The organism is Kitasatospora sp. NPDC089913, assembly GCF_044748625.1.
Taxonomy (GTDB): Bacteria; Actinomycetota; Actinomycetes; order Streptomycetales; family Streptomycetaceae; genus Kitasatospora.
In genome coordinates, this window is record NZ_JBIVGI010000002.1 from 478,502 (window position 1) to 500,434 (window position 21,933).

The window sequence follows — 21,933 nt, forward strand, 5'->3', positions numbered from 1 at the left end:
GTCGCCCGGCCCTTCCGGCACTCCCGCCTCCTCGCCCCTCCGGCCCTCGGTCACGCCCGCCCCTCCGTCGGCCCGTCCGCCTGTCGGCCCGTCCGCCCGCCCGTCCGCCCCCGCACAGGAAGAAGCCCCAGTCGACTTCCTGTGCCGGGCGTCGGCCGGCCCGGCCTGGAGGGTCAGCGCGCGCGGTGCCGGTTCGAGCCCACGGGGACACCCCGGGCCAGCGCGCTCAGGCCGGGCAGGCGCCGGCGGGGCTGGTGGCGTCCGGCGGAGGCGGCGACCAGGGCCCCGCGCGGGGCGTTCACGCCCGGCCGGGACGGCACCGCGACGCCCGCCTCGTCGGCGAGGAAACCGGAGAGGAACCGCCGCTCCGACGGGCTGAGCGTGCGGGAACGGCCGGAGGCCCGGTCCCGGGCGACCACCACGGTCCGCGCCCGCATAAACGTGTGCGGGTCACGGCACACATTCACCACGACATGCGCGGAACTGCGTCCGAGCCGTTCCACCGTCAGCCGCACCAGCAATGGCTCCGGCCGGTGGTGCAGCTGCTCCAGATAATCGATCTCGTGCCGGGCGATCAGGAATCCCGCCGGAAATAGCGATTCCCGCACCGCGGTCGAGTGGTGGCAGAACAGGTCGTGAATTCCCTCCTGCACGTAGGAGACCAGCCGGGCGTTGTTGATGTGCCCGTTCTCGTCGACGTCGCTCCACCGGGTGGGACAGGCCAGGACGTGGGCGTTGGCGTCCGCCGCGTGGTTCCGTGCCGCGCTCACCGGTTCTCGGCCGCGGCACCGGTGGGCAGCAGCGCCCGCTGCAACCGCGCGTAGTAGACGGCGTGTTCGGAGGCCATCCGGGCGGCCGTCCAGCCCTCCTCGGCGGCCTCGGCGGCGGCCCGGACGACCAGGCTGTCGAGCACGCCGTCGACCGCCCGGCACAGCTCGGCCACCGCGGCCAGACGCTCGGGGACGTCCGCCCCGCCGGGCGCCCCGCCGGCCGGGAAGGCCGCGAGCGAGTCGACCGCGAGCCGCAGTTCGTCGACGTTCTCGGACCTGGATTCGGAAACGAAATTGCGCACAGTTCTCTCCCTAAACGGTTACGGCATTTCTGGATGTGAACCCGTCGAGCGGGTCCGTGTTCCCCCCGGCGCCATGGACGCTATCCCAGCCCGAGGCGCTACGGGGAGGTATTCGGAACAGGAGCGGAAACTGACCACCATTGGAGTAGTTTGACGGTGCATAAAATCAGCCGCATCCACCGAATGCCACCCCGTTCGGCCCCTCCCGTCACCCCGGCCCCCGGTCGGCCGTTCACGCCCCGCTCCCCCAACTGGTCCACCAGCGCGCCTTGTAGAGCTGGGCACCGGGCAGGTACCGGACCCCGTCCGGGCGGTGCAGGGTGAGCGCCGAGGTGCACCAGGCGCACGGGCCCGCGTGGTCCGGGGCAGCCGTGAGCAGCCGCCCGCTGCCGGGCTCGTCGCCCACGCTCTTGATGTCCCGCTCGGCCCGTTCGTCCGCCAGCCGGACCCGGGTGAAGCGGTCCGCCGCCGGGTCGAACCGCCACAGGTGCGCCGCCGTGCTCACCCAGAACCGGCCGGGCGCGGCGAGCACCGGGGCGAGGTCGTGGCCGCCGGGCTCGGGCAGCGGCACCGACCGCTCCGCGGTCAGCGTCGGCGCGGCCGCCGTGCCGCCCACCCGCAGTGCCGTCAGGGTGTCGTCGCCCAGCGCCCAGAGCAGCCGGGTGCGCGCGTCCCACTGGACGCCGTGCGCGCCCGGCAGCCGGTACTCGGCGTACGCGGTGCTGCGCGGGCCCAGCGAGGCCGCGTACAGCCGGACCCAGCCGCCGCCCGAGGCGGCCACGGCGGCATTGCCGTCCGGGAGCAGTTCCGCGCTGTGCGGGTTGGTGCCCGGACCGGTGTCGACGGCCCAGACGGCGGCGCCGGTCACGGTGTCGACCACGGCGGCCAGACCGCCGGAGGCGGTGGTGAGGAGGTATCTGCGACCGTGCCGCACCCGGCTCTTGGCCTCGTCCGGCAGGTTCCAGGTCCGGCTCGGCTCCAGGTCGCCCAGGCCGGGATCGGTGTCCGCGGACCAGGACCACACGACCGGGCGGAGCTCCGGCGCCCGGAGCGCGGCCGGGCGCTCGGCGCCCAGGACCAGCACCCGGCGGGAGGCCTGGTCGACCACGGCCACCGTCCAGGTGGGCCGCAGCCCGGCGGCCGCAGCCGGGGCCGCGCCGATCCCCAGCACCAGGGCGGCCGCGCCCGCCACCGCCCGCCACACCCGCCGTGCCCGCCACACCCGCCGCGCCCGCTCCGCCCGCCTCGCCCGCACCTGGCCGCCTCCCGCTGTCCGGCTCGCGCTGTCCGACTCCCGCTGTCCGACTCCCGCCACCACCGTGCGACGTGCCCCCGCCCGCCGCCAGCGCACGGGCGCCGACCGGCCTAAACACCGTTTGTCGTACCCGGGTGGTTGGATCGGAACCGAGGGCATCGCCAGAGGAACCGGAGACACCATGAGCACGGCCAGGAGCACCGGCGCGCAGGCACCCGAGCCGCACGCCGCCGACAGCCACGATCTGATCCGCGTCCACGGGGCGCGGGAGAACAACCTCAAGGACGTCAGCATCGAGATCCCGAAGCGCCGGCTCACGGTGTTCACGGGCGTCTCCGGCTCGGGCAAGAGCTCCCTGGTGTTCGACACCGTCGCCGCCGAGTCGCAGCGGCTGATCAACGAGACGTACAGCGCCTTCGTCCAGGGCTTCATGCCCTCCGTGGCGCGGCCCGACGTGGACGTTCTCGACGGTCTGACCACCGCGATCATCGTCGACCAGCAGCGGATGGGCGCCGATCCGCGCTCCACCGTCGGCACCGCCACCGACACCAACGCGATGCTGCGGATCCTGTTCAGCCGGCTGGGGCAGCCGCACATCGGCTCGGCGAAGGCCTTCTCCTTCAACGTCGCCTCGATCAGCGGGGCCGGCGCGGTCACGGTCGAGCGCGCCGGGAAGACCGTCAAGGAGAAGCGCAGCTTCAGCGTCACCGGCGGCATGTGCCCGCGCTGCGAGGGCCGGGGCTCGGTGTCGGACATCGACCTCACCCAGCTCTTCGACGACTCCAAGTCGCTCTCGGAGGGCGCGATCACCGTCCCCGGCTACACCGGTGACGGCTGGATGACCAGGATCTTCGCCGGTTCCGGCTTCCTCGACCCGGACAAGCCGATCCGCGACTACACGGAGCAGGAGCTGCGGGACTTCCTGCACCGCGAGCCGACCAAGGTGAAGGTCAACGGCATCAACCTCACCTACGAGGGGCTGATCCCCAAGGTCCAGAAGTCCGTGCTGGCCAAGGACCGGGAGGCGATGCAGCCGCACATCCGGGCGTTCGTGGACCGCGCGGTCACCTTCACCGCCTGCCCCGACTGCGGGGGCACCCGGCTCACGGCGGCCGCCCGCTCGTCGAAGATCGGCGGCATCAGCATCGCCGACGCCTGCGCGATGCAGATCAGCGACCTCGCGGAGTGGGTGCGCGGTCTGGACGAGCCCTCGGTGGCGCCGCTGCTGGCCGCGCTCCGGCAGACCCTGGACTCCTTCGTGGAGATCGGCCTCGGCTACCTCTCGCTGGAGCGGCCGGCCGGCACCCTGTCGGGGGGCGAGGCGCAGCGGGTCAAGATGATCCGCCACCTCGGCTCCTCGCTGACCGACGTGACCTATGTCTTCGACGAGCCCAGCACCGGTCTGCACCCGCACGACATCCAGCGGATGAACGGCCTGCTGCTCCAGCTGCGGGACAAGGGCAACACGGTGCTGGTGGTGGAGCACAAGCCCGAGGTGATCGCGATCGCCGACCACGTGGTGGACCTCGGCCCGGGCGCGGGCTCGGCCGGCGGCACGGTCTGCTACGAGGGCCCGCTGTCGGGCCTGCGCGCGGCGGGCACGGTGACCGGCCGTCACCTGGACGACCGGGCCGCGGTGAAGCCGGCCGTCCGCACCCCGACCGGCAAGCTGCCGATCCGCGGCGCCGCCGCCCACAACCTGCGCGACGTCGACGTGGACGTGCCGCTCGGCGTCCTGGTCGTCGTCACCGGGGTGGCCGGCTCCGGCAAGAGCTCCCTGGTGCACGGCTCCGTCCCGCCCGGGGAGGACGTGGTGTCGGTCGACCAGAGCCCGATCCGCGGCTCCCGGCGCAGCAACCCGGCCACCTACACCGGTCTGCTGGAGCCGATCCGGAAGGCCTTCGCCAAGGCCAACGGGGTGAAGCCGGCCCTGTTCAGCCCGAACTCCGAGGGCGCCTGCCCGACCTGCAACGGCGCCGGCGTCGTCTACACCGACCTCGCGATGATGGCCGGCGTGGCCACCACCTGCGAGGACTGCGAGGGGCGGCGCTTCGACGCCTCGGTGCTGGAGTACCGCTTCGGCGGCAAGGACATCAGCGAGGTCCTGGCGATGCCGGTGGCGGAGGCCGTCTCCTTCTTCGCCGAGGGCGAGGCCCGCACCCCCGCCGCGCACCGCATCCTCACCCGCCTGGCCGACGTCGGCCTGGGTTACGTCAGTCTCGGGCAGCCGCTCACCACCCTCTCCGGCGGGGAGCGCCAGCGCCTCAAGCTGGCCACCCACATGGGCGACAAGGGCGGCGTCTACGTCCTCGACGAGCCGACCACCGGCCTGCACCTCGCCGACGTCGAGCAGCTGCTCGGCCTGCTGGACCGCCTGGTCGACTCCGGCAAGTCCGTCATCGTGGTCGAGCACCACCAGGCCGTGATGGCCCACGCCGACTGGATCATCGACCTCGGTCCCGGCGCCGGCCACGACGGCGGCCGCATCGTCTTCGAGGGCACCCCGGCCGAGCTCGTGGCCGCCCGCAACACCCTCACCGCCCAGCACCTGGCGGACTACGTGGGCTCCTGAGCCGAGGCGTGGGGGCCCCCGCGCGCCCCCGGGCCCCCCCCCCCCCCCCCCCCCCCCCCCGGGGGGGCGCCGGGGGGGGGCGGGGCGGGGGGGGGGGGCCCCGGGGGCCCCCGGGGGGCCCCCCCCCCGCCCCGCCCCTCCCGCCCCCGTTACCGGCCGGCGATGGTGTCGGCGAGGCGGGCGAGGGGCGAGGTGGTGGGGCGGCGGGTGGTGGCCTCGCGGCGGTCGGCGAGGTGGTAGGCGGCGTAGAGGGCGTGGACGCCGAGCCAGCGGAAGGGTTCGGGCTCCCAGCGGCGGACGGTGTGGCCGACCCAGGGCAGCCGGGTGAGTTCGGTGTCGTGGCCGAGCACGAGGTCGCGCAGGGTCCGGCCGGCCAGGTTGGTGGTGGTGACGCCGCTGCCGACGTAGCCGCCGGCCCAGCCGAGGCCGGTGCGGCGGTCCAGGTCGACGGTGGCGCACCAGTCGCGGGGCACGCCGAGGACCCCGGCCCAGGCGTGCTCGATCCTGGCGGTGCGGGCGGCGGGGAAGAACTCGTGCAGGATCTCGCGCAGCTGGCGGACGGTCGCGGGCTGGGTGGCGCCGTCGGTGTCGGTGCGGGAGCCGAAGCGGTAGGGGACGCCGCGGCCGCCGAGGGCGATCCGGTCGTCGGCGGTGCGCTGCGCGTACATGTAGGCGTGGGCGAAGTCACCGAGCACCTCCCGGCCCTCCCAGCCGGTCTCCTCCCAGAACGAGGCCGGGAGGGGCTCGGTGGCGATCATCGCCGAGTTCATCGGCAGCCAGGTGCGGCGTTCGCCCGCGAGGCCCGAGGTGAAGCCCTCGGTGGCGCGCAGCACGTAGCGGGCGGTGACGGTGCCGTGCGGGGTGACGGCCCGGGGTTTGCGGCCGCCGCGGATCTCGGTCACCGGGGTGCCCTCGTACAGGTCGACGCCGAGCCGTTCGACCACGTCGGCGAGGCCGGCGGCGAGTTTGGCGGGCTGGAGGCGTGCGCCGTGGGGGCTCCAGACCGCGCCGAGGGCACCGGCGACGTTCAGGCGGCGCGCGGCCTCGGTGGCGTCGAGCTCCTGGACGCGGTCGGCCCCGTAGGCGCGTTCGGTCGCGGTGAAGTCTCGCAGCCGGGCCAGTTGTGCGGGGGTGCGGGCGACCTCCAGGACGCCGCCGCGCACCAGGTCGGCGTCAATGTTCTCGGCGTCCAGGGTGTCGGCGACCTCGCCGACCGCCCGGTCCATCACCCGCTGCATCGCGGCGGCGCGCTCCTGCCCGTACCGGCGGGCGAAGGCACCGCGGCCGGCGAAGCCGTTGTAGAGCCAGCCGCCGTTGCGGCCGGAGGCGCCGTAGCCGCAGAAGCGCTGTTCCAGCACCGCGATCCGCAGGTCCGGGTCGGCCTTCTTGAGGTAGTAGGCCGTCCAGAGGCCGGTGTAGCCGCCGCCGACCACGCAGATGTCGACCTCCCGGTTGCCAGGCAGGGCCGGCCGGGCGTCGGGAATCCCGAGCCGCCCCCACCAGAAGGACACTCCGCCGTTCACACCCGTGCCACCGGATCCCACGGAACCCGACCTCGCTCTCACGCCGACAGTTTCCCGGACGCTATGCCCGGCGGACGGGGTCGAACCACCGCCAGCTTGGAAGAATCCGGCGCCCGTGCGCTGCACCCTGTCAGGTCAGGAGTTGTTCCAGGAGCTCGGCCACCGACGTGTCGTCGTGCTTCTCCGGGACGGCGCAGCGCACGTCGAAGGCGGCGTCGCGGGCACGGGCGAGCGCGGCGGCGTCGCGGGCCGGGTCGAGGAAGGCGGAGCGTCGTGGTGACAGGAGCATCGGCACGCTGCCGGCGGTCCAGTCGGGGGTGAGTTCGACGAGTCCGCCCTCGCCGTCCGCCAGTACCGCCGCCAGGCCGCGCAGGACGGTGAACGCCCAGATCATGCCGGGGAGTTCGAAGTCGACCCGGGTGTCGAGGTCGAGCACGAGGGCATCGCCGGCGCCGTCGTGGCGCAGTCCCAGGTCGTCGTGCTCGGCCAGTTCGAGGAGGTGGTCGGCGTGGTCTCCGTCGAGCCAGCTGTCGCACTCGGCGACGGCGGCCGGGAGTTCGGCGAGGTACCGGCTGCGGAGGGCCCGGTCGGGCCAGGGGGTGCAGAGGCCGGTCCAGTCGGGCTCGGGCCAGGCGGAGGCCGGGGCGAGCGGCGAGCGCAGATAGGCCCGCAGCCGGGGTTCGGCGACGGTGACCGCCGCCGTGACCGTGATGTACCGCGCCATGTCCGCCGTTCCTCCGTCGTCGCTCCGGCCCCACCGGTCTGGTCCCACTGGCACCCCCCGGACGCGCCGGACGCGCCCGGTCGGGGTGGTGCCGATTGTGCCCGCACCCGCCGACAGTGGGGGCCGCGGCGGGGGCGGGCGACAGGGGTGGCCGGATCAGCCGATGGTCGATCCGGTGATCGGCCCGGAGATCGGGATGCTCTCACCGGCGAGTCCGGCCTTGACGAACTGCCAGGTCAAGCCGTTGATCACACCCTGGCCGAGGGGTGCGAACCGGGCGAAGGCGGGCTGACTGAGGTCGAGGTGGGTGGAGTCGCAGGACGGACACTTGTCCCGGACCGGGACGGTGACGGTCTTGCCCTGGTAACTCACCTTGACCGAGATGCCCTTGCAGAGCGGGTCGTTGTTGGGGTTGGCGCTGGTCCACCAGGTGTGCGAGACGGCGACCAGCATCTGGTTCCCGGCGTTGATCTGGGTGCCGCACGCGCCGTAGCCGGCGTCGTTGTAGTAGGTGGCCTTGCCGTTCATGGGCTTGTTGATCGGTATCGCGGCGCTCGCGGTGCCGGCGGTGAGCGCGACCAGCGCGGCGGCGGCCAGCGGGACGCCCGCCAGGATCCGGAGGTTCGGGACAACTCGCATGTGTACCCTCCCAGTTCGGTGACTGGAAAGGACAGTAGGCAGAGCATCCAGCATTGGTACAGACATCTGACATGTTGTCATGAACACAAGTCAGGATGCTTTACTCACTCGGCCGACAGGGGGACGATGCGTGACCGCACGACCGCGCCGCGCGTTCAGCAGGGCGCCCGATCCCGCGTCCTCGGAGGCCCCGTTGCGCACCTTCGCCCTGCTCGCCACCCTCACCGCCGTGCTCACCGGCACCCTCGCCGGCCCGGCCGCCGCCGCACCGGAGCCCCGGGAGGTCAACCAGGGCTACAGCATCCCGGTCGGCGCCGTCACCGACCTCGGCGCACTCCCCGTGCTCGGCAGCCTCGGCCTGGACTTCGCCCGACTGCTGGGGGCGTAGCGACCCGGGGCGCCCGCGACCGCCTGTCAGGTGCCGGACAGTGCAAGAACTGTCCGGAAGATGATCGTCAGCCTGTCAGGCGGGCCCCTGACCTGCACCGTCACAGGAACACCACATCGATTCCGGTCGGAATTGGTCTCGACCATTGCTCGGCGTTCACATTCGGAGGAGGCTCCTCGGCGAAGCGCAGGGGTACCGACCCCCGCGCTCACCAATGGGAGGAAGACCACTCATGTCGCTTCGCAAGGCCTTCTCCAGCGTTGCCGTGGCCGGAATCATGGCGGGCGGCGCCCTGATCGCGGCCCCGAGCGCTCAGGCGGCCACCTACACCTACATCGGCATCTACCCGACCGCGGCCTCCTGCCACGCGGCCGGCCAGGCGTACGTGAGCAGCCACCGGGCCATCGTCTACTTCTGCGACACCACCACCGAGACCGGCCCGGCGCGACTCTCCGTCGTCCTCGCCTGAACCACCGGAACACACTGACGGTGGGCCGCACGACCGTGCGGCCCACCCCCGGGATCCGCCCCGGCACCGCGCGGACACCCCGGACCGAGCGACTCGGTCCTCCCCCGGATCCGATCCCCGAAGGCGATCTCCGGGGGCACCCCTCGCGGCACACGGGCCCGTCCGGACACCCTCCGGGCGGGCCCTTCGACTGCCCACGGTTGTTTCCGCTGCGAAAGTTAGTCCTGCCGACACGCCCGCGACAGGCGGGAACACGCCCTCGCAGCGGCCGCGTCATCACCCGAAAGCCTCCCGCAACGCGGCGTCACGCGGCCGCAACACCCGTTCCCAGCAGGCAGAACGGGTGATTGACAGGGAACCGCGGGCTTCAGCACGATGAGCGCCGAGCCCGGTCGCAGCACCTCGCAGCACCGGCCGCAGCACCCGTCGCAGCACCCGTCGCACCACGCGTCGCACCACCCCGAGACAGCGGAAGGAGGGCCGATGATCACCCGCACCGTTCACCGTGTCGCCCCGGCCCGCCGCCGCTGTTGTTGTCGCGGGGCGCTCGCCCGCTGATCCCCGGCCGGACCCCGGCCGTCCTTCCTCCCCACGGCACCCGTGCGCCCTCCGTCGCGCCCCGCCGTGTCGCACCCCGCCGCACCCCGCCCGTGCGCCGCCCGCGTCCGCGCCGTCGTCCGCGGCGGCCGGGCCCTGCCCGCACACCCGCCTGCACCGCACCCACCTCCGTACGAGAGTCGAGGATCCGCCATGTCCACCGCCACCACCACCGCACTCCGCCTCACCCCGGCCGCCGGCCGGATCGGCGCGATCGTCCACGACGTGCGCCTCGGCGGCGAGCTGCCCGCCGAGACCGTCGCCGCGATCGAGGCCGCCCTGTACGAGCACAAGGTGCTGTTCTTCCGCGGCCAGCAGCACCTGGACGACGCCGAGCACGAGGCCTTCGCCCGCCTGCTGGGCCACCCGGTCGGCCACCCCACCGTCCCCAGCGCGGACGGCCGCTACGTCTTCGAGCTGGACGCCACCAAGGGTGTGCGGGCCAACAACTGGCACACCGACGTCACCTTCGTCCCCTCCTACCCCAAGGCCTCGATCCTCCGCTCCCTCGAGCTGCCGCCGGCCGGCGGCTCGACCGTGTGGGCCAACACCGCCGCCGCGTACCAGGACCTGCCGGAGCCCTTGAAGGTGCTGGCCGAGTCGCTGCGCGCCGTGCACACCAACGACTACGACTACGCGGCCAGCCTGGCCCTGCGCCCGGAGCTCGCCGACAATGCCGAGATCGCGAACCTGTTCCGGCAGGTCTTCGTCTCCACCGCCTTCAAGACCGAGCACCCGGTGGTCCGGGTCCACCCGGTGACCGGCGAGAAGAACCTGCTGCTCGGCGCCTTCGCCCAGCGGATCCAGGGCGTCTCCGGCGCCGACAGCCGCGCCCTGCTCGCGCTCTTCCAGCGCTACGTGGAGCGGCTGGAGAACACCGTGCGCTGGGACTGGCAGGTCGGCGACGTCGCGATCTGGGACAACCGCGCCACCCAGCACTACGCCGTCAACGACTACGGCGACGAGCCGCGCCTGGTCCGCCGGATCACCCTGGACGGCGACCTGCCGGTGGGTGCGGACGGCGCGCCGAGCCGGCTGCTCGAGCCCGCCGAGCCGCCGCGGGTGGCCGGGCTGGTGCCGGCCGAGGAACTGGAGACCGCCGCCGCCGAGGCCGCCAAGGTCGCCGCCGCCGAGGCGGCCGGGGCCGGGGCCAAGGTGGCCCCGAGTCCGGTGACCCCGGCCGCCGACCGGGGCTGAGCGGAACCGGAACGGAAGCGGATCGGCAAACGGAACCGAGGAAGGCGAAGCATGGTCACCGAGACCGCCCCCGCCACGCCCGTCGGCGGGCCGCGCACCGGGGACGCCCGGCGGGACGTCAACGCGGCCGCCGTCCTGCGGGCGGTGCTGGACCACGGCCCGGTGGCCCGCGGCCGGGTGGCCGCGCTCACCGGCCTGAGCCCGGCCGCGGTCTCCCGCCAGGTGGTCGACCTGGTCCGGCTCGGACTGCTGCGCGAGCGGCCCGAGTTGACCGCACCCGGCACCGGGGCGGTGGGCCGGCCGCAGCTCCCGGTCGACGTGGATACCGGCCGGATCGCCGTGGCCGGTCTGCACATCGGCCTGCCGTACACCACCTTCGCCTTCCTCGATCCGCGCGGCAACGTGCTGCACCGCAGGGAGTTGAGCAATCGCGGCCGCACCGGCCGGGCCGTGCTGCGGCCGCTGCTGGAGCGGCTGCCCCGGCTGCTGGCCGCGGCGCCCGACGGACGGACCGTGGTCGGTCTGGGCGCGGTCGCCGGCGGATCGGTCGACCGGGAGCGCGGGCTGATCGTCCGTCACGACCCGTTGCGCTGGCGGGACCTGCCGCTCGCCGCGCTGCTCTCGGACGCCTCCGGGCTGCCCGTGCAGGTCGACAACCACGCCCGGGCGCTGGCCCAGGCGGAGATCCTGTTCGGACACCCGGCGGCCCGGCGCTCGATGGTGCACCTGTTCGTCGGCCACGTGGTGGACGCGGCCCTGGCGGTCGCCGGCACCGTGCACGTCGGCCCGGCGTCGCCGACCGGGGACGTCGCCCATCTGCCGGTACCGGACAGCGACCTGCTCTGCCACTGCGGCCGCACCGGCTGTCTGGCGGTCGCCGCCTCGGACACCACGCTGTTCGAGGCGGCGGCCGCCGAGGGGATCACCGAACGGCCGGACCGGGCGGCCTTCCTGGCCGCCGTCCAGGCCGGCGACCCGCGCGCCGACCGACTGGTGCGGCGACGCGCGGAGACCATCGGCCGCGCGCTCGCCCTGCTGGCCGACGTGGTCAACCCCGACCTGCTCGTCCTGACCGAGACCTTCGCCCTGCTCGACCCGGCCTACCTGGACGTGGTGCGCACCGAGTTCGCCCGCCGCTCGCACCTGCGGCGGGACGCCGATCTGCTGATCGCCCAGCAGCGCGGCGCCGATGTGCTCGCCGTGGCCGCCGGAGCCGCCGCGCTCACCGCCCTGCACGCCCGTCCGGTGCACGCCCTGACCGCCGCCCCCCGGCCGCAGCGACCGACCCCGCAGCCGCCGACCGCTCACCCGCCGACCCCGCACGCCCCTTCCCGCAGAGGACCCCACTCGTGACCAGCTTCCCCACCGCCCCCGCCCTGTCCCGCCGGGCACTGCTGCGCGGCGGCCTCGCCGGCGCCGGCCTGCTCTCCCTGGCCGCCTGCCGCTCGGCCGCCGACACCGCCGCGGGGCAGGCCACCGGCGACGCGGCGGGCCCGCGCCGCGGCGGCGTCCTCACGGTCGGCACCGGCGTCGACTTCACCCCGGCCCTGCTGTTCGCCCAGAGCGCCAACACCCTCGTCCAGCGCCTGGTCTTCAACACCCTCACCCGCTACGACGACAAGCTCCAGCCGCAGCCCGAGCTGGCCACCTCCTGGCAGGTCGCCCCGGACGGCGCGAGCGTCACCCTCAGGCTGCGCGAGGACGTGACCTTCCACAGCGGCCGCCGGTTCACCGCGGACGACGTGGTGTTCGCGGTCAAGAACCTCCAGAACCCGGCCCGTTCGGCCCAGTTGAGGTCGACCGCGGCCGCCGTCACCGACTTCCGCAAGAACGGCGACTTCGAACTCACCCTCGTCCTCGCCCATCCGGTGAGCAACCTCTTCGACCTGTTCGAGTTCATGATCGTCCCGGACTCGGCCACCGTCGAGGAGGCCTTCGCCGGGACGAAGCTGATCGGCACCGGCCCCTACACCTTCACCGAGCGCAAGCCCGGCAGCTCGATCACCTTCGCCCGCAACGAGAAGTACTGGAACCCGGGCCGCCCCTACCTGGACGGCGTCGAGATCCGCGTGATCCCGCAGGCGGAGTCGCTGCTCTCCTCCCTGAAGACCGGACAGACCCACCTCTCCTACGGCATCCGCGGCAAGGACATCGCCACCCTCCGCAGCGACCCGCAGTTCCGCATCACGCCCTACGACACCGGCTCCGGCGCCTACTACATCGGCGCCAACCTCACCGCCGAACACGTCTCCGACAAGCGGGTGCGGCAGGCCATCGCCTGGGCGGTCGACCGCGACCGGCTGGTCGAGCAGGCGCTCGGCGGCTACGGCACCGTCTCCGCCACCCCGTGGCCCAAGTCCTCCCCCGCCTACAGCGCGGACGCCGCCGGCCACTACCGCCACGACCCGGAGCGGGCGAAGCAGCTGCTCAAGGACGCCGGACTCACCGGCATCAGCCTGCCGTTCGCCCACAGCAACGACCCCGGCAACACCGCCGTCGCCCAGATCCTCCAGTACGACCTGAAGCAGGTCGGCATCGAAACCGTCCTCCAGCCCACCGACTCGCCCACCATGCAGAAGCAGCTGATCGCGCAGAGCATGCCCGCGCTGTGGACCCTGAGCCACGGCTTCGCCCAACTCCACCCCGCCACCCTGGCGGTGAGCGCCTACCCGTTCAACGAGGCGAAGAACAGCTCGCGCTTCAGCTCGCCCGCCTACACCGACATCGTCCAGCGCGCCTGGCAGCGGCCCGACAGCGACAGCCCCGAGGCCAGGGCGCTCTACGGACGGATCACCGACGTCCTGCTGGACGAGCAGTTCGTGATCGACCTCGCCATCGCCGGCCTCACCGAGGTCGCCGTCGGCAAGGCACGCGGCGCCACCCTCAACAAGTTCGGCTACCTCAACCTCGACGACGCCTACCTCACGGCCTGACCGGAGGACCCGGACCCGATGCGCACCTTCCTCCTCAAGCGGCTCCCCTCCGCCCTGCTCGTCCTCCTGCTCGCCTCCTTCCTGGTCTTCCTGATCCTCCGCCTCATCCCCGGCGACCCGGCCACCACACTGGCCGGACCGGACGCCGGACCGGACGCCGTGGCCGCGATCCGAGCCCGACTCGGCCTCGACCGGCCGCTGCTCGGCCAGTACCTGCACTGGCTCGGCCAGCTGCTCACCGGGGACCTCGGACCCAGCTACGCGATCGGCGGCCAAGTCGCCGACCTGATCACCGACGGACTCGGCGCGACCGCCCAACTCACCGCCGCCGCCCTGCTGCTGGTGGTGCTGATCGCCCTGCCGCTCGGCGTCCTCGGCGCCACCGCCCGGCGCCGTCCGGCCGGCGCCGCCGTCCGCGCCCTCACCACCGCCGTGCTCGCCGTACCGCCGTTCGTCACCGGAGTGCTGCTGGTCCTGCTGTTCGCGGTCACCCTCGGCCTGCTGCCCGCCGGCGGCCACGAGTCCCTGCTCGACGCCCCCGACCTCGCCCTGCAGTACCTGCTGCTGCCCGCCGTCTGCCTCGCCCTGCCCAGCGCCGCCGTCCTCGCCCGCTACCTCACCGACGGCATCGAACGCGCCCTCGCCGAGGACTACGTGCGCACCGCCACCGCCGTCGGCGTCTCCCGCCGCCGGATCGTCTGGCGGCACGCCCTGCCCAACGCGCTGCCCTCCGCCGTCACCGTGCTCGGCCTGCAGATCGGCCACCTGGTGGCCGGGGCCGTCCTGGTCGAGCGGATCTTCGCCTGGCCCGGGCTCGGCCAGCTCGTCGAACAGGGCGTACTGCGCCGCGACTACCCCGTGGTGCAGGACCTCCTGCTGCTGATCGTCGCCGTCTACGTCATCGTCCAGCTGCTCACCGACCTGGTGTACGCCTGGCTGGACCCCCGGATCCGGTGGGAGTAACCCATGACCGCCCTCGCCGCCCCCGCGCGTGCCCTCCCGGCCCGCGCCCGCAACCGCTACCTCGCCGGACTGCTCACCGGACGCGGCCTGACCGGGCTCGCCCTGGTCGGCACCGTCGCCCTGGCCGGACTGCTCGCCCCGCTGCTCACCGGCCAGGACCCCGACGCCCAGGGCCCGCTGGCGCTGGCCGGGCCGAGCGCCGCGCACCCGTTCGGCACCGACGACCTCGGCCGGGACCTCTTCAGCCGGGTCCTGCACGGCATCACCACCGACCTCGCGCTGATCCTCCCCGCCGTGCCGGTCGGCGCGCTGGCCGGCTGCTCGCTCGCCCTGCTCGCGGCCACCCACCGCTGGGCCGACACCGCCGTCCAGCGGGCCTTCGACCTGGTGCTCGCCTTCCCCGGACTGATCCTGGCACTGGCCGTCACCGCCGTGCTCGGGCCCGGCCGCTGGCCGGTGTTCATCGTCGTCGCCCTGGCCGAGATCCCGCTGTTCGGACGCCAGCTGCGGTCCGGGATCCTGGTCCAGCGGGAGCGCGAGTACGCGCTCGCGGCCCGGGTCGGCGGTGCCTCCCGGCGCCGGGTGCTGCTGCGGCACGTGCTGCCGAACGCGGTCGATCCGCTGATCGTGCAGGCGGCGGTGGCGCTGTCCGTCGGCGTCTTCATCGAGGGTGCGATGAGCTTCCTCGGGCTCGGTGTCCGGCCCCCGGAGCCGACCCTCGGCTCGATCCTCAGCCAGTCCGTCGGCTACCTCGCCACCCGTCCGACCTTCGCGGCCGCCCCGCTGGCCGCCACCACCGCGCTGGTGCTCGGCTTCACGCTGATCGCCGAGGCCCTGAACCGGGGGATCCGCCGATGACCGCCAGCACCCCGCACCGCACCGCCGGGACTCTCCCGTCGGCCGCCGCCGGAGCCCCCGCCCGCACCGTCCTGAAGGTCACCGACCTCACCGTCGAGTTCGACGGCACCACCGCCGTCGACGGTGTCGGCTTCGACCTCGCCGCCGGGGACACCCTCGGCCTGGTCGGCGAGTCCGGCTCCGGCAAGTCCACCACCGCGCTCGCCCTGCTGCGGATGCTCCCGCCCGGCGGCCGGATCACCGGCGGTTCGGTGGAACTCGACGGCCAGGACCTCGCCGCCCTCCCCGAACCGGCCCTGCGCGCCCTGCGCGGCCGGCGGATCGCCATGGTCTTCCAGGACCCGATGTCCTCGCTCAACCCGGTGCTGACCGTCGGCCGCCAGCTCGACGAGGCCCTGCGCGCCCACGGCGCCCACCCCGACCGCCGCGAACGCGCGGCCCGGGCGGTCGAGTTGCTCGAACTGGTCGGCATCCCGGACGCCGCCGGGCGGCTGCGCGACCACCCGCACCGGTTCTCCGGCGGACAGCGCCAGCGCATCATGATCGCCCTCGCGCTCGCCAACGACGCCGAGGTCCTGGTCGCCGACGAACCCACCACCGCCCTCGACCCGACCGTGCAGCGGCAGATCCTGGACCTCCTCACCCGGATCAACCGGCGGACCGGCACCGCGCTCGTGGTGATCAGCCACGACCTCGGGGTGATCGCCCGGACCTGCCGCCGGCTGCTGGTCATGCGCCACGGCAAGGTGGTCGAGTCCGGCACCACCGCCGAACTCCTCGGCGCGCCCCGGCACCCCTACACCCGGCAGCTGCTGGCCGCCGTCCCGCGCCTGGAGACCCCCTCCGGCGCGGCCGCCAACAGCGTGCCCGGACCGGAACCGCTGCTCACCGTCACCGGCCTGCGCAAGACCTACGGCTCGCGCCGGCGCGCCGTCACCGCGCTGGACGGCGTCGACCTGGAGCTGCACCCCGGCGAGACCCTCGGCCTGGTCGGCGAGTCCGGCTCCGGCAAGTCCACCCTGGCCCGCGCCCTGGTCCAGGTCCACGCGCCGAACGGCGGCCGGATCCGGTTCCGGGGCGAGGAGTTCGGCCGGGGCGGCGAGCGCACCGCCCGGCGCGAGGTGCAACTCGTGTTCCAGGACCCGTACTCCTCGCTCAACCCCCGGATGACCGCCGGGCAGATCGTCGCCGAGCCGCTGATCGCCCACGGCCTGGGCGACCGGGCCGCGCGGGCGAAGCGGGTCGCCGAACTCCTGGAGCAGGTCGGCCTCGACCCGGCGAGCGCCGACCGGCACCCCCGGGCGTTCTCCGGCGGCCAGCGCCAACGCATCGGCATCGCCCGGGCGCTGGCCCCCGAACCGAGCGTCCTGATCTGCGACGAACCGGTCTCCGCACTCGACGTCTCGGTCCAGGCCCAGGTGCTCGACCTGCTGGCCCGGCTCCAGCGCGACCTCGGCCTCGCCATCCTCTTCATCGCGCACGACCTCGCGGTGGTCCGGCAGGTGAGCCACCGGATCGCCGTGCTGCACGGCGGCCGGATCGTCGAGACCGGCCCCGCCGACCGGGTCGTCACCGCCCCCGAGCACCCGTACACCGCCGAACTCCTCGCCGCCGTCCCCCGCCTGGACGCGGTCGCCGCGCCGCCCGCCCCCGCCCTGACCCTCCGGAGCACCGCATGAGCACCGACCCCCGCCGGGACCCGCAGCCCGCCACCCGCCGCGACCCCTACCAGGGCTTCCCCGGCACCGTCGGCCGCACCTTCGCCGAATCCACGCCCGCCTGGCCCGAACGGGTCCGCCCGCGCGAGGGCGCACCCAACATCGTCGTCGTCCTGGTCGACGACCTCGGCTACAGCGACATCGGCCCGTTCGGCGCCGAGGTCCCCACCCCCGTCCTGGACGGCCTGGCCGAGCGCGGCGTCAAACTCGCCAACTACCACACCATGCCGCTCTGCTCGCCCGCCCGGGCGGCGCTGCTCACCGGCCTCAACCCGCACCGGGTCGGCTACTCCTTCGTCGCCAACGCCGACCCCGGCTTCCCCGGCTACGGCATGGAGGTCGCCGGGGACATCCCCACCCTCGCCGAACTGCTGCACGACAGCGGCTACGCGACCTGGGCCGTCGGCAAGTGGCACCTCACCCGCGACTCCGCCTCCAGCGCCGCCGACAACCGCGCCAACTGGCCGCTGCAGAAGGGCTTCGACCAGTACTACGGCGTGCTGGAGGGCCTGACCAGCCTCTTCCACCCGCACCAACTCGTGCGCGACAACAGTCCGCTGGACATCGACGAGTTCCCCGACGACTACTACTACACCGACGACATCACCGACCGCGCCATCGACATGGTCAAGTCGCTGCGCGCCCACGACGCCGACAAGCCGTTCTTCCTCTACCTGGCCCACAACGCCGTGCACGGCCCGCTGCAGGCCAAGCCCGCCGACCTGGCCCGCCACCGGGGCCGCTACGACGGCGGCTGGGACGAACTGCGGGCCGCCCGCTTCGCCCGCCAGCTGGCCGCCGGCCACTTCCCGCCCGGCACCGAACTGCCCGACCGCAACTCCGAGTCCGGCCACGAGGTCGGGCCCTGGAGCGGACTCACCGAACCCGAGCGGCGGTTGTACGCCCGGTACATGGAGGTCTACGCGGCGATGGTCGACAACGTCGACCAGAACCTCGGGCGACTGCTCGACACCCTCACCGAGCTCGGCGAACTCGACAACACCATCGTGGTGTTCACCTCCGACAACGGCGGCACCGGCGAGGGCGGCGCCGAGGGCACCCGCAGCTACTTCAGCCGCTTCGTCCACCACCCGAACCTGCCCGCCGACTGGAACCCCGACGTCGAGCGCGAGGTCGAACTCGTCGGCGGCCCGCGCTCGCTGGTCCACTACCCGCGCGGCTGGGGGATGGCCTCCAACACGCCGTTCCGCCTCTACAAGGGCCAGACCCACGCCGGCGGGGTGCGGGTCCCGTTCGTGCTGTCCTGGCCGGCCGGCCTCCCGCGCGCCGAGGGCGACCCCGGCGTCCGCACCCAGTACCAGTACGTCACCGACCTGCTGCCCACCCTGCTGGACCTGGCCGGCGTCGAACGGCCCGCCCACCGCGCCGGGCAGCCCGTGCAGTCCCTCGACGGCTTCCCCTTCACCGATGTGCTGCGCGACCCCGCCGCGGACTCCACCCACCTCGAGCAGTACTGCGAGATGACCGGCAACCGCAGCTACTACCGCGACGGCTGGAAGCTGGTCACCCTGCACCGCCCCGGCACCCCGTACGACGACGGCGAGTGGGCCCTGTACGACCTGCGCACCGACCCCACCGAGATCCACGACCTGGCCGCCGAACACCCTGCCCTGGTCAAGGAGTTGTCCGGAGCCTGGGAGGTCGCCGCCCGGCAGAACGGGGTCTTCCCGCTCGCCGACGGCAGCGGCGCGCTCGCCCGCCGCCACCCGGACGACGCCCGGCTCCGCCGCCCGGTCCGGCTGCTGGCCGGCACCCCCGAACTCGAACGCTACCGCTCCTCCCGGCTGATCTCCTTCCGTTCCTTCACGATCGAGGCCGAACTCTCCCAGCACGCCGACGGGGACGCCGGCGTGCTGGTCTCGCACGGCGACCAGGGCGGCGGCTACAGCCTCTACGTCGAGGACGGCCGGCTGCGCCTCGCCTACAACCAGTACGGCGAACTCGTCGAGGCCGACGCCGGACCGCTCGCCCCCGGCGCCCACCTGGTCACCGTCGAGGCCACCGCCGTCCCGGGCCTGCGCTGGGAGTTCCGGGTGCTGGTCGACGGCGTCGCGAGCGGGCGGCTGGGCCCCGTCCACCAGCTCATCGGGATGGCCCCGTTCCAGGGCATCAGCGTCGGCGTCGACCGCAAGTCCCCGGTCTCCTGGCCGGTGTACGAGCGCCACCGCTCCTTCCGCTACACCGGCGGCCTGCGCGCCGTCACCTACCGGCCCGGCGACCCGGCCCCCGACGACCCGGAGACCGTCGCCCGGGCCCTTCGGGAGGCCGCCGCCGCGTTCGAATAACCTGTCCCCGCAAGGCCCTGCCGTCCGTCCTGTCCCGGGGGAACAGTGATCAGCGCACTCCTGCCCGCGTCCGTCGTCGTCGAGACCGCCTACTCCGACCCGCCCCAGGCCCGCCTGGAGCCCGAGGAGGAGGCGGTCGTCGCCCGCGCCGTCGAGTCCCGGCGCCGCGAGTTCACCACCGTGCGCCACTGCGCCCGGATCGCCCTCGGCCGCCTCGGCGTCCCCTACCGGCCGCTGGTCCCGGGCCTGCGGGGCGCCCCGGGGTGGCCGGAGGGCGTCGTCGGCTCCCTCACCCACTGCGCCGGCTTCCGCGCCGCCGCCGTGGCCCGCGCCGAGGACGTGCTCTCCCTCGGCATCGACGCCGAACCCGCCCTCCCCCTGCCCGAGGGCGTGCTCGACGCCATCGCCCTCCCCGCCGAGCAGCAGCGGAACACCACCCTCTCCGCCGTCCACCCCGGCACCCCCTGGGACCGCATCCTCTTCAGCGCCAAGGAGTCCGTCTACAAGACGTGGTTCCCGCTCACCCGCACCTTCCTCGACTTCTCCGAGGCCGACCTCACCCTCCGCCCGGACGGCACCTTCACCGCCACCCTCCTCGTCCCCTCCCCGCTCCCCACCCTGGACGGCCACTGGCGCGTCCACGACGGCCACCTCGCCACCGCCATCACCGTCCTGCGGTAACGCCCCACGGACAAACGGTTCCCACCACCGGTCGTACGGGAAGTCCTTCAGGAGGAGCGGAACAGCGGCGCGTTCGTCCGGGAGTCCATTGCCCGCTCCCGGCGAACGTCGCCACCGGCCCTCGTCACGCGCCGACTCACCCCACGCAACCGGGAGATCGCGATGACCGACAACCAGACCGCGCAGCACGGCGTCCCGTCCGGACCCGACCCCGACCCCGACCCCGGCCCCGACCCCGACCCGCCCCGTGACGAGCACACCGGGACCGTGGACGGCGCGGCCGTCGACGGGAACATCCATGTCGGCTACTGGGACGGCCCGGCGGACGGACGGTCGCTCGACCGGGCCACCGACCGGCTCACCGACCTCGTGGCGGGGCGGCTGGCCGCCGCACCCGGCCGCACGCTGCTGGACGTCGGCTGCGGAACGGGGCGGCCCGCGCTGCGCATCGCCCGGGCCACCGGTGGCCGTGTGTCGGGAATCTCGGTCAGCGCCGAGGACATCGCGCTGGCACGGACCCGGGCGGACGCCGCCGGGCTCGCCGACCGGGTGGACTTCCGGTACGCGGACGCCTGCGCGCTGCCGTTCGAGTCCGAGTCCTTCGACGGGGCCTGGGCGATCGAGTCCATGATGCACATTCCCGACCGGACCGCCGCCCTCACCGAGATCGCCCGGACCCTGCGGCCCGGCAGCACGCTGGTCGTCACCGACGTGCTGCTCCGGTCGCCGGTGACCGGTGACGCCGCGGAAACAGTCCGCCGGACCTGCCGGGCGTTCGGGTCCCCCGCGCTCCCCGAGCCGACGGAGCTCCGCGCGGCCCTCGACCGCGCCGGTCTGGAGGTTCTGGAGTTCCAGGACATCGGAGAGCACGTCCGACCCACCTACCAGGCGTTCGCCGACGCCTTCGCGCATGTCACCCCCTCCGTGGACGATCCGCACTACGAGTTCTTCGACTTCGCCCGTTCCCTGCCCCGGTTCGGCGCGCTCCCGGAGGTCGGCTACGCCTTCGTGGTCGCACGCCGCCGCTGAACGCGGGCACCGGCCGGATCGGCGGGGCCGAAGAACGGCCTCGCCGGAGCTCGGCGGGCAACCGATCCGGCCAATGAAGTTCCACCACGATCCATCGGTGGTGGCAGGAAATATTCGCTCAGAAATCCGTGGCCGACGACCCGTCACCATGGAGCAGGCGGACCGGGCCGGTACCGGACCGTGCACGGACGGGGCCCGGCCCGGCGATTCCGCCGGGCCGGATCCACGGCACCCCTCGGCGGGAAATCCCGCAGCGCGCGACCGTTCACCGTGTCAAGTGGAACTCGGGGCGCCTCGAAGAGATTCGTCCCCGCACTTGCCCTCCGGGATTCCGGTAGCCTCACCGAGTGGAGACGAAAGCTTCAGATCGTCCATTCCCCAGTTCGAATTCAGGCCGCCTCCTCCCGCCCCGACTGCGCCGTTCGGTCTGTTCGGGCCGTTCGGTCCCGCATTCTTCCGACCGTCTGTACGGAAACACCGATTCCCCGCCCCCGCACCCGTCCGAGCGCGACGGGGCCCCCTCATGACCGGGCCGGCCGAGCCCCGACCGGTGGTGGGCGCGCTGATCCGCGACCCGGCCGGCCGGATCTTCGTCCAACGCCGCTCGGCGGACCGCTCCCTCTTCCCCGGTTGCTGGGACGTGGTCGGCGGAGCCGTGGAACCAGGGGAGTCCCTCCTGGAAGCACTTCGCAGGGAGATCTCGGAAGAGACGGGGTGGCGGTTGCGCCGCGTGCTCGCCCGGGTGGCACACACCGAGTGGACCGGGAACGGCACACGGCACATCGAGTCGGACTACCTCGTCGAGGTGGACGGGGACCTCTCCTCGCCCGCACTCGAAGCGGACAAACACACCGAGTTCGCGTGGCTGGCCGCCGAGGACGTCACGCTGCTCGACGAGAACACACTGCGCAGCGGAAGCACCTTCGTCAAGGACGTCGTGACCGCGGCACACGCCTGGCGCACCGATCCTCCGGGGACCCGCACGGCTCCCTGAACCGTCTGCGGACAC

19 protein-coding genes are annotated in these 21,933 nt (G+C 73.7%); 13 read left to right on the forward strand and 6 right to left on the reverse strand.

The genetic code is table 11. The annotated features are described in order from the left end of the window. Positions 1-173: 173 nt before the first annotated feature. The 3 genes from ACIPYS_RS06085 to ACIPYS_RS06095 form a co-directional block, all read right to left on the reverse strand. The gene (locus ACIPYS_RS06085; protein WP_159425085.1) at positions 174-770 is read right to left on the reverse strand and encodes a thioesterase family protein; all 597 of its coding nucleotides are present in this window, start codon (positions 768-770) and stop codon (positions 174-176) included. Next, the gene (locus tag ACIPYS_RS06090) at positions 767-1,072 is read right to left on the reverse strand and encodes a hypothetical protein (protein WP_159425084.1); all 306 of its coding nucleotides are present in this window, start codon (positions 1,070-1,072) and stop codon (positions 767-769) included. Before ACIPYS_RS06090 ends, ACIPYS_RS06085 begins: the two co-directional genes overlap by 4 nt. Before the next feature lie 232 nt (positions 1,073-1,304). Next, positions 1,305-2,327 (reverse strand): DUF6528 family protein, encoded by a 1,023-nt coding sequence (locus ACIPYS_RS06095; RefSeq protein ID WP_400743707.1) that lies wholly within the window; start codon positions 2,325-2,327, stop codon positions 1,305-1,307. A 181-nt stretch (positions 2,328-2,508) separates the two neighbouring features. On the opposite strand from ACIPYS_RS06095, the gene ACIPYS_RS06100 reads away from it, so the two are divergent. Then, the gene (locus ACIPYS_RS06100; protein ID WP_400743710.1) at positions 2,509-4,899 is read left to right on the forward strand and encodes an ATP-binding cassette domain-containing protein; all 2,391 of its coding nucleotides are present in this window, start codon (positions 2,509-2,511) and stop codon (positions 4,897-4,899) included. Positions 4,900-5,048: 149 nt separating this feature from the next. On the opposite strand, the gene ACIPYS_RS06105 is transcribed toward ACIPYS_RS06100, so the two are convergent. From ACIPYS_RS06105 to ACIPYS_RS06115, 3 genes are all read right to left on the reverse strand, one after another. Beyond that, complete coding sequence (locus ACIPYS_RS06105) at positions 5,049-6,422, reverse strand: NAD(P)/FAD-dependent oxidoreductase (RefSeq protein ID WP_400743713.1); 1,374 nt, start codon at positions 6,420-6,422, stop codon at positions 5,049-5,051. Between the two features lie 130 nt (positions 6,423-6,552). Further along, a complete protein-coding gene (locus ACIPYS_RS06110; protein WP_400743715.1) occupies positions 6,553-7,146 on the reverse strand; it encodes a hypothetical protein in 594 nt (197 codons plus the stop codon). Positions 7,147-7,302: 156 nt separating this feature from the next. Continuing rightward, positions 7,303-7,785 carry a cysteine/serine endopeptidase inhibitor gene (locus ACIPYS_RS06115; protein ID WP_093863226.1) on the reverse strand — a complete coding sequence of 161 codons (483 nt, stop codon included), beginning with the start codon at positions 7,783-7,785 and terminating at the stop codon, positions 7,303-7,305. A 130-nt stretch (positions 7,786-7,915) separates the two neighbouring features. Between ACIPYS_RS06115 and ACIPYS_RS06120 the strand changes: the two genes are divergently transcribed. The 12 genes from ACIPYS_RS06120 to ACIPYS_RS06175 all read left to right on the forward strand — a co-directional run bounded on the left by ACIPYS_RS06120 (position 7,916) and on the right by ACIPYS_RS06175 (position 21,918). Continuing rightward, positions 7,916-8,173: a hypothetical protein gene (locus ACIPYS_RS06120; RefSeq protein ID WP_159425083.1), complete on the forward strand. Its 258-nt coding sequence runs from the start codon at positions 7,916-7,918 to the stop codon at positions 8,171-8,173. A gap of 232 nt (positions 8,174-8,405) precedes the next feature. Beyond that, positions 8,406-8,642, forward strand: a complete 237-nt coding sequence (locus tag ACIPYS_RS06125; protein ID WP_093863224.1) for a hypothetical protein — start codon at positions 8,406-8,408, stop codon at positions 8,640-8,642. 750 nt (positions 8,643-9,392) lie between these two features. After that, the gene (locus ACIPYS_RS06130) at positions 9,393-10,436 is read left to right on the forward strand and encodes a TauD/TfdA dioxygenase family protein (RefSeq protein WP_400743719.1); all 1,044 of its coding nucleotides are present in this window, start codon (positions 9,393-9,395) and stop codon (positions 10,434-10,436) included. A gap of 51 nt (positions 10,437-10,487) precedes the next feature. Further along, positions 10,488-11,789, forward strand: coding sequence for an ROK family protein (locus ACIPYS_RS06135; RefSeq protein ID WP_400743722.1), 1,302 nt, complete (start codon positions 10,488-10,490; stop codon positions 11,787-11,789). Then, positions 11,786-13,369: an ABC transporter substrate-binding protein gene (locus ACIPYS_RS06140; RefSeq protein WP_400743725.1), complete on the forward strand. Its 1,584-nt coding sequence runs from the start codon at positions 11,786-11,788 to the stop codon at positions 13,367-13,369. The genes ACIPYS_RS06135 and ACIPYS_RS06140 overlap by 4 nt, the downstream gene beginning before the upstream one ends. Positions 13,370-13,387: 18 nt before the next feature. Beyond that, complete coding sequence (locus ACIPYS_RS06145; RefSeq protein WP_400743728.1) at positions 13,388-14,332, forward strand: ABC transporter permease; 945 nt, start codon at positions 13,388-13,390, stop codon at positions 14,330-14,332. Between the two features lie 3 nt (positions 14,333-14,335). Further along, positions 14,336-15,190, forward strand: coding sequence for an ABC transporter permease (locus ACIPYS_RS06150; RefSeq protein ID WP_093863220.1), 855 nt, complete (start codon positions 14,336-14,338; stop codon positions 15,188-15,190). Next, a complete protein-coding gene (locus ACIPYS_RS06155) occupies positions 15,187-16,869 on the forward strand; it encodes an ABC transporter ATP-binding protein (protein ID WP_400743732.1) in 1,683 nt (560 codons plus the stop codon). Before ACIPYS_RS06150 ends, ACIPYS_RS06155 begins: the two co-directional genes overlap by 4 nt. Beyond that, entirely contained in the window at positions 16,866-19,214 is a 2,349-nt protein-coding gene (locus ACIPYS_RS06160; RefSeq protein ID WP_400743735.1) for an arylsulfatase, read from the forward strand. The genes ACIPYS_RS06155 and ACIPYS_RS06160 overlap by 4 nt, the downstream gene beginning before the upstream one ends. Before the next feature lie 45 nt (positions 19,215-19,259). Then, entirely contained in the window at positions 19,260-19,895 is a 636-nt protein-coding gene (locus ACIPYS_RS06165; protein WP_400743738.1) for a 4'-phosphopantetheinyl transferase, read from the forward strand. A gap of 162 nt (positions 19,896-20,057) precedes the next feature. Continuing rightward, positions 20,058-20,924, forward strand: coding sequence for an SAM-dependent methyltransferase (locus tag ACIPYS_RS06170; RefSeq protein WP_400743740.1), 867 nt, complete (start codon positions 20,058-20,060; stop codon positions 20,922-20,924). 523 nt (positions 20,925-21,447) lie between these two features. Next, positions 21,448-21,918, forward strand: a complete 471-nt coding sequence (locus ACIPYS_RS06175; RefSeq protein WP_400743743.1) for an NUDIX hydrolase — start codon at positions 21,448-21,450, stop codon at positions 21,916-21,918. Positions 21,919-21,933: the final 15 nt, after the last annotated feature.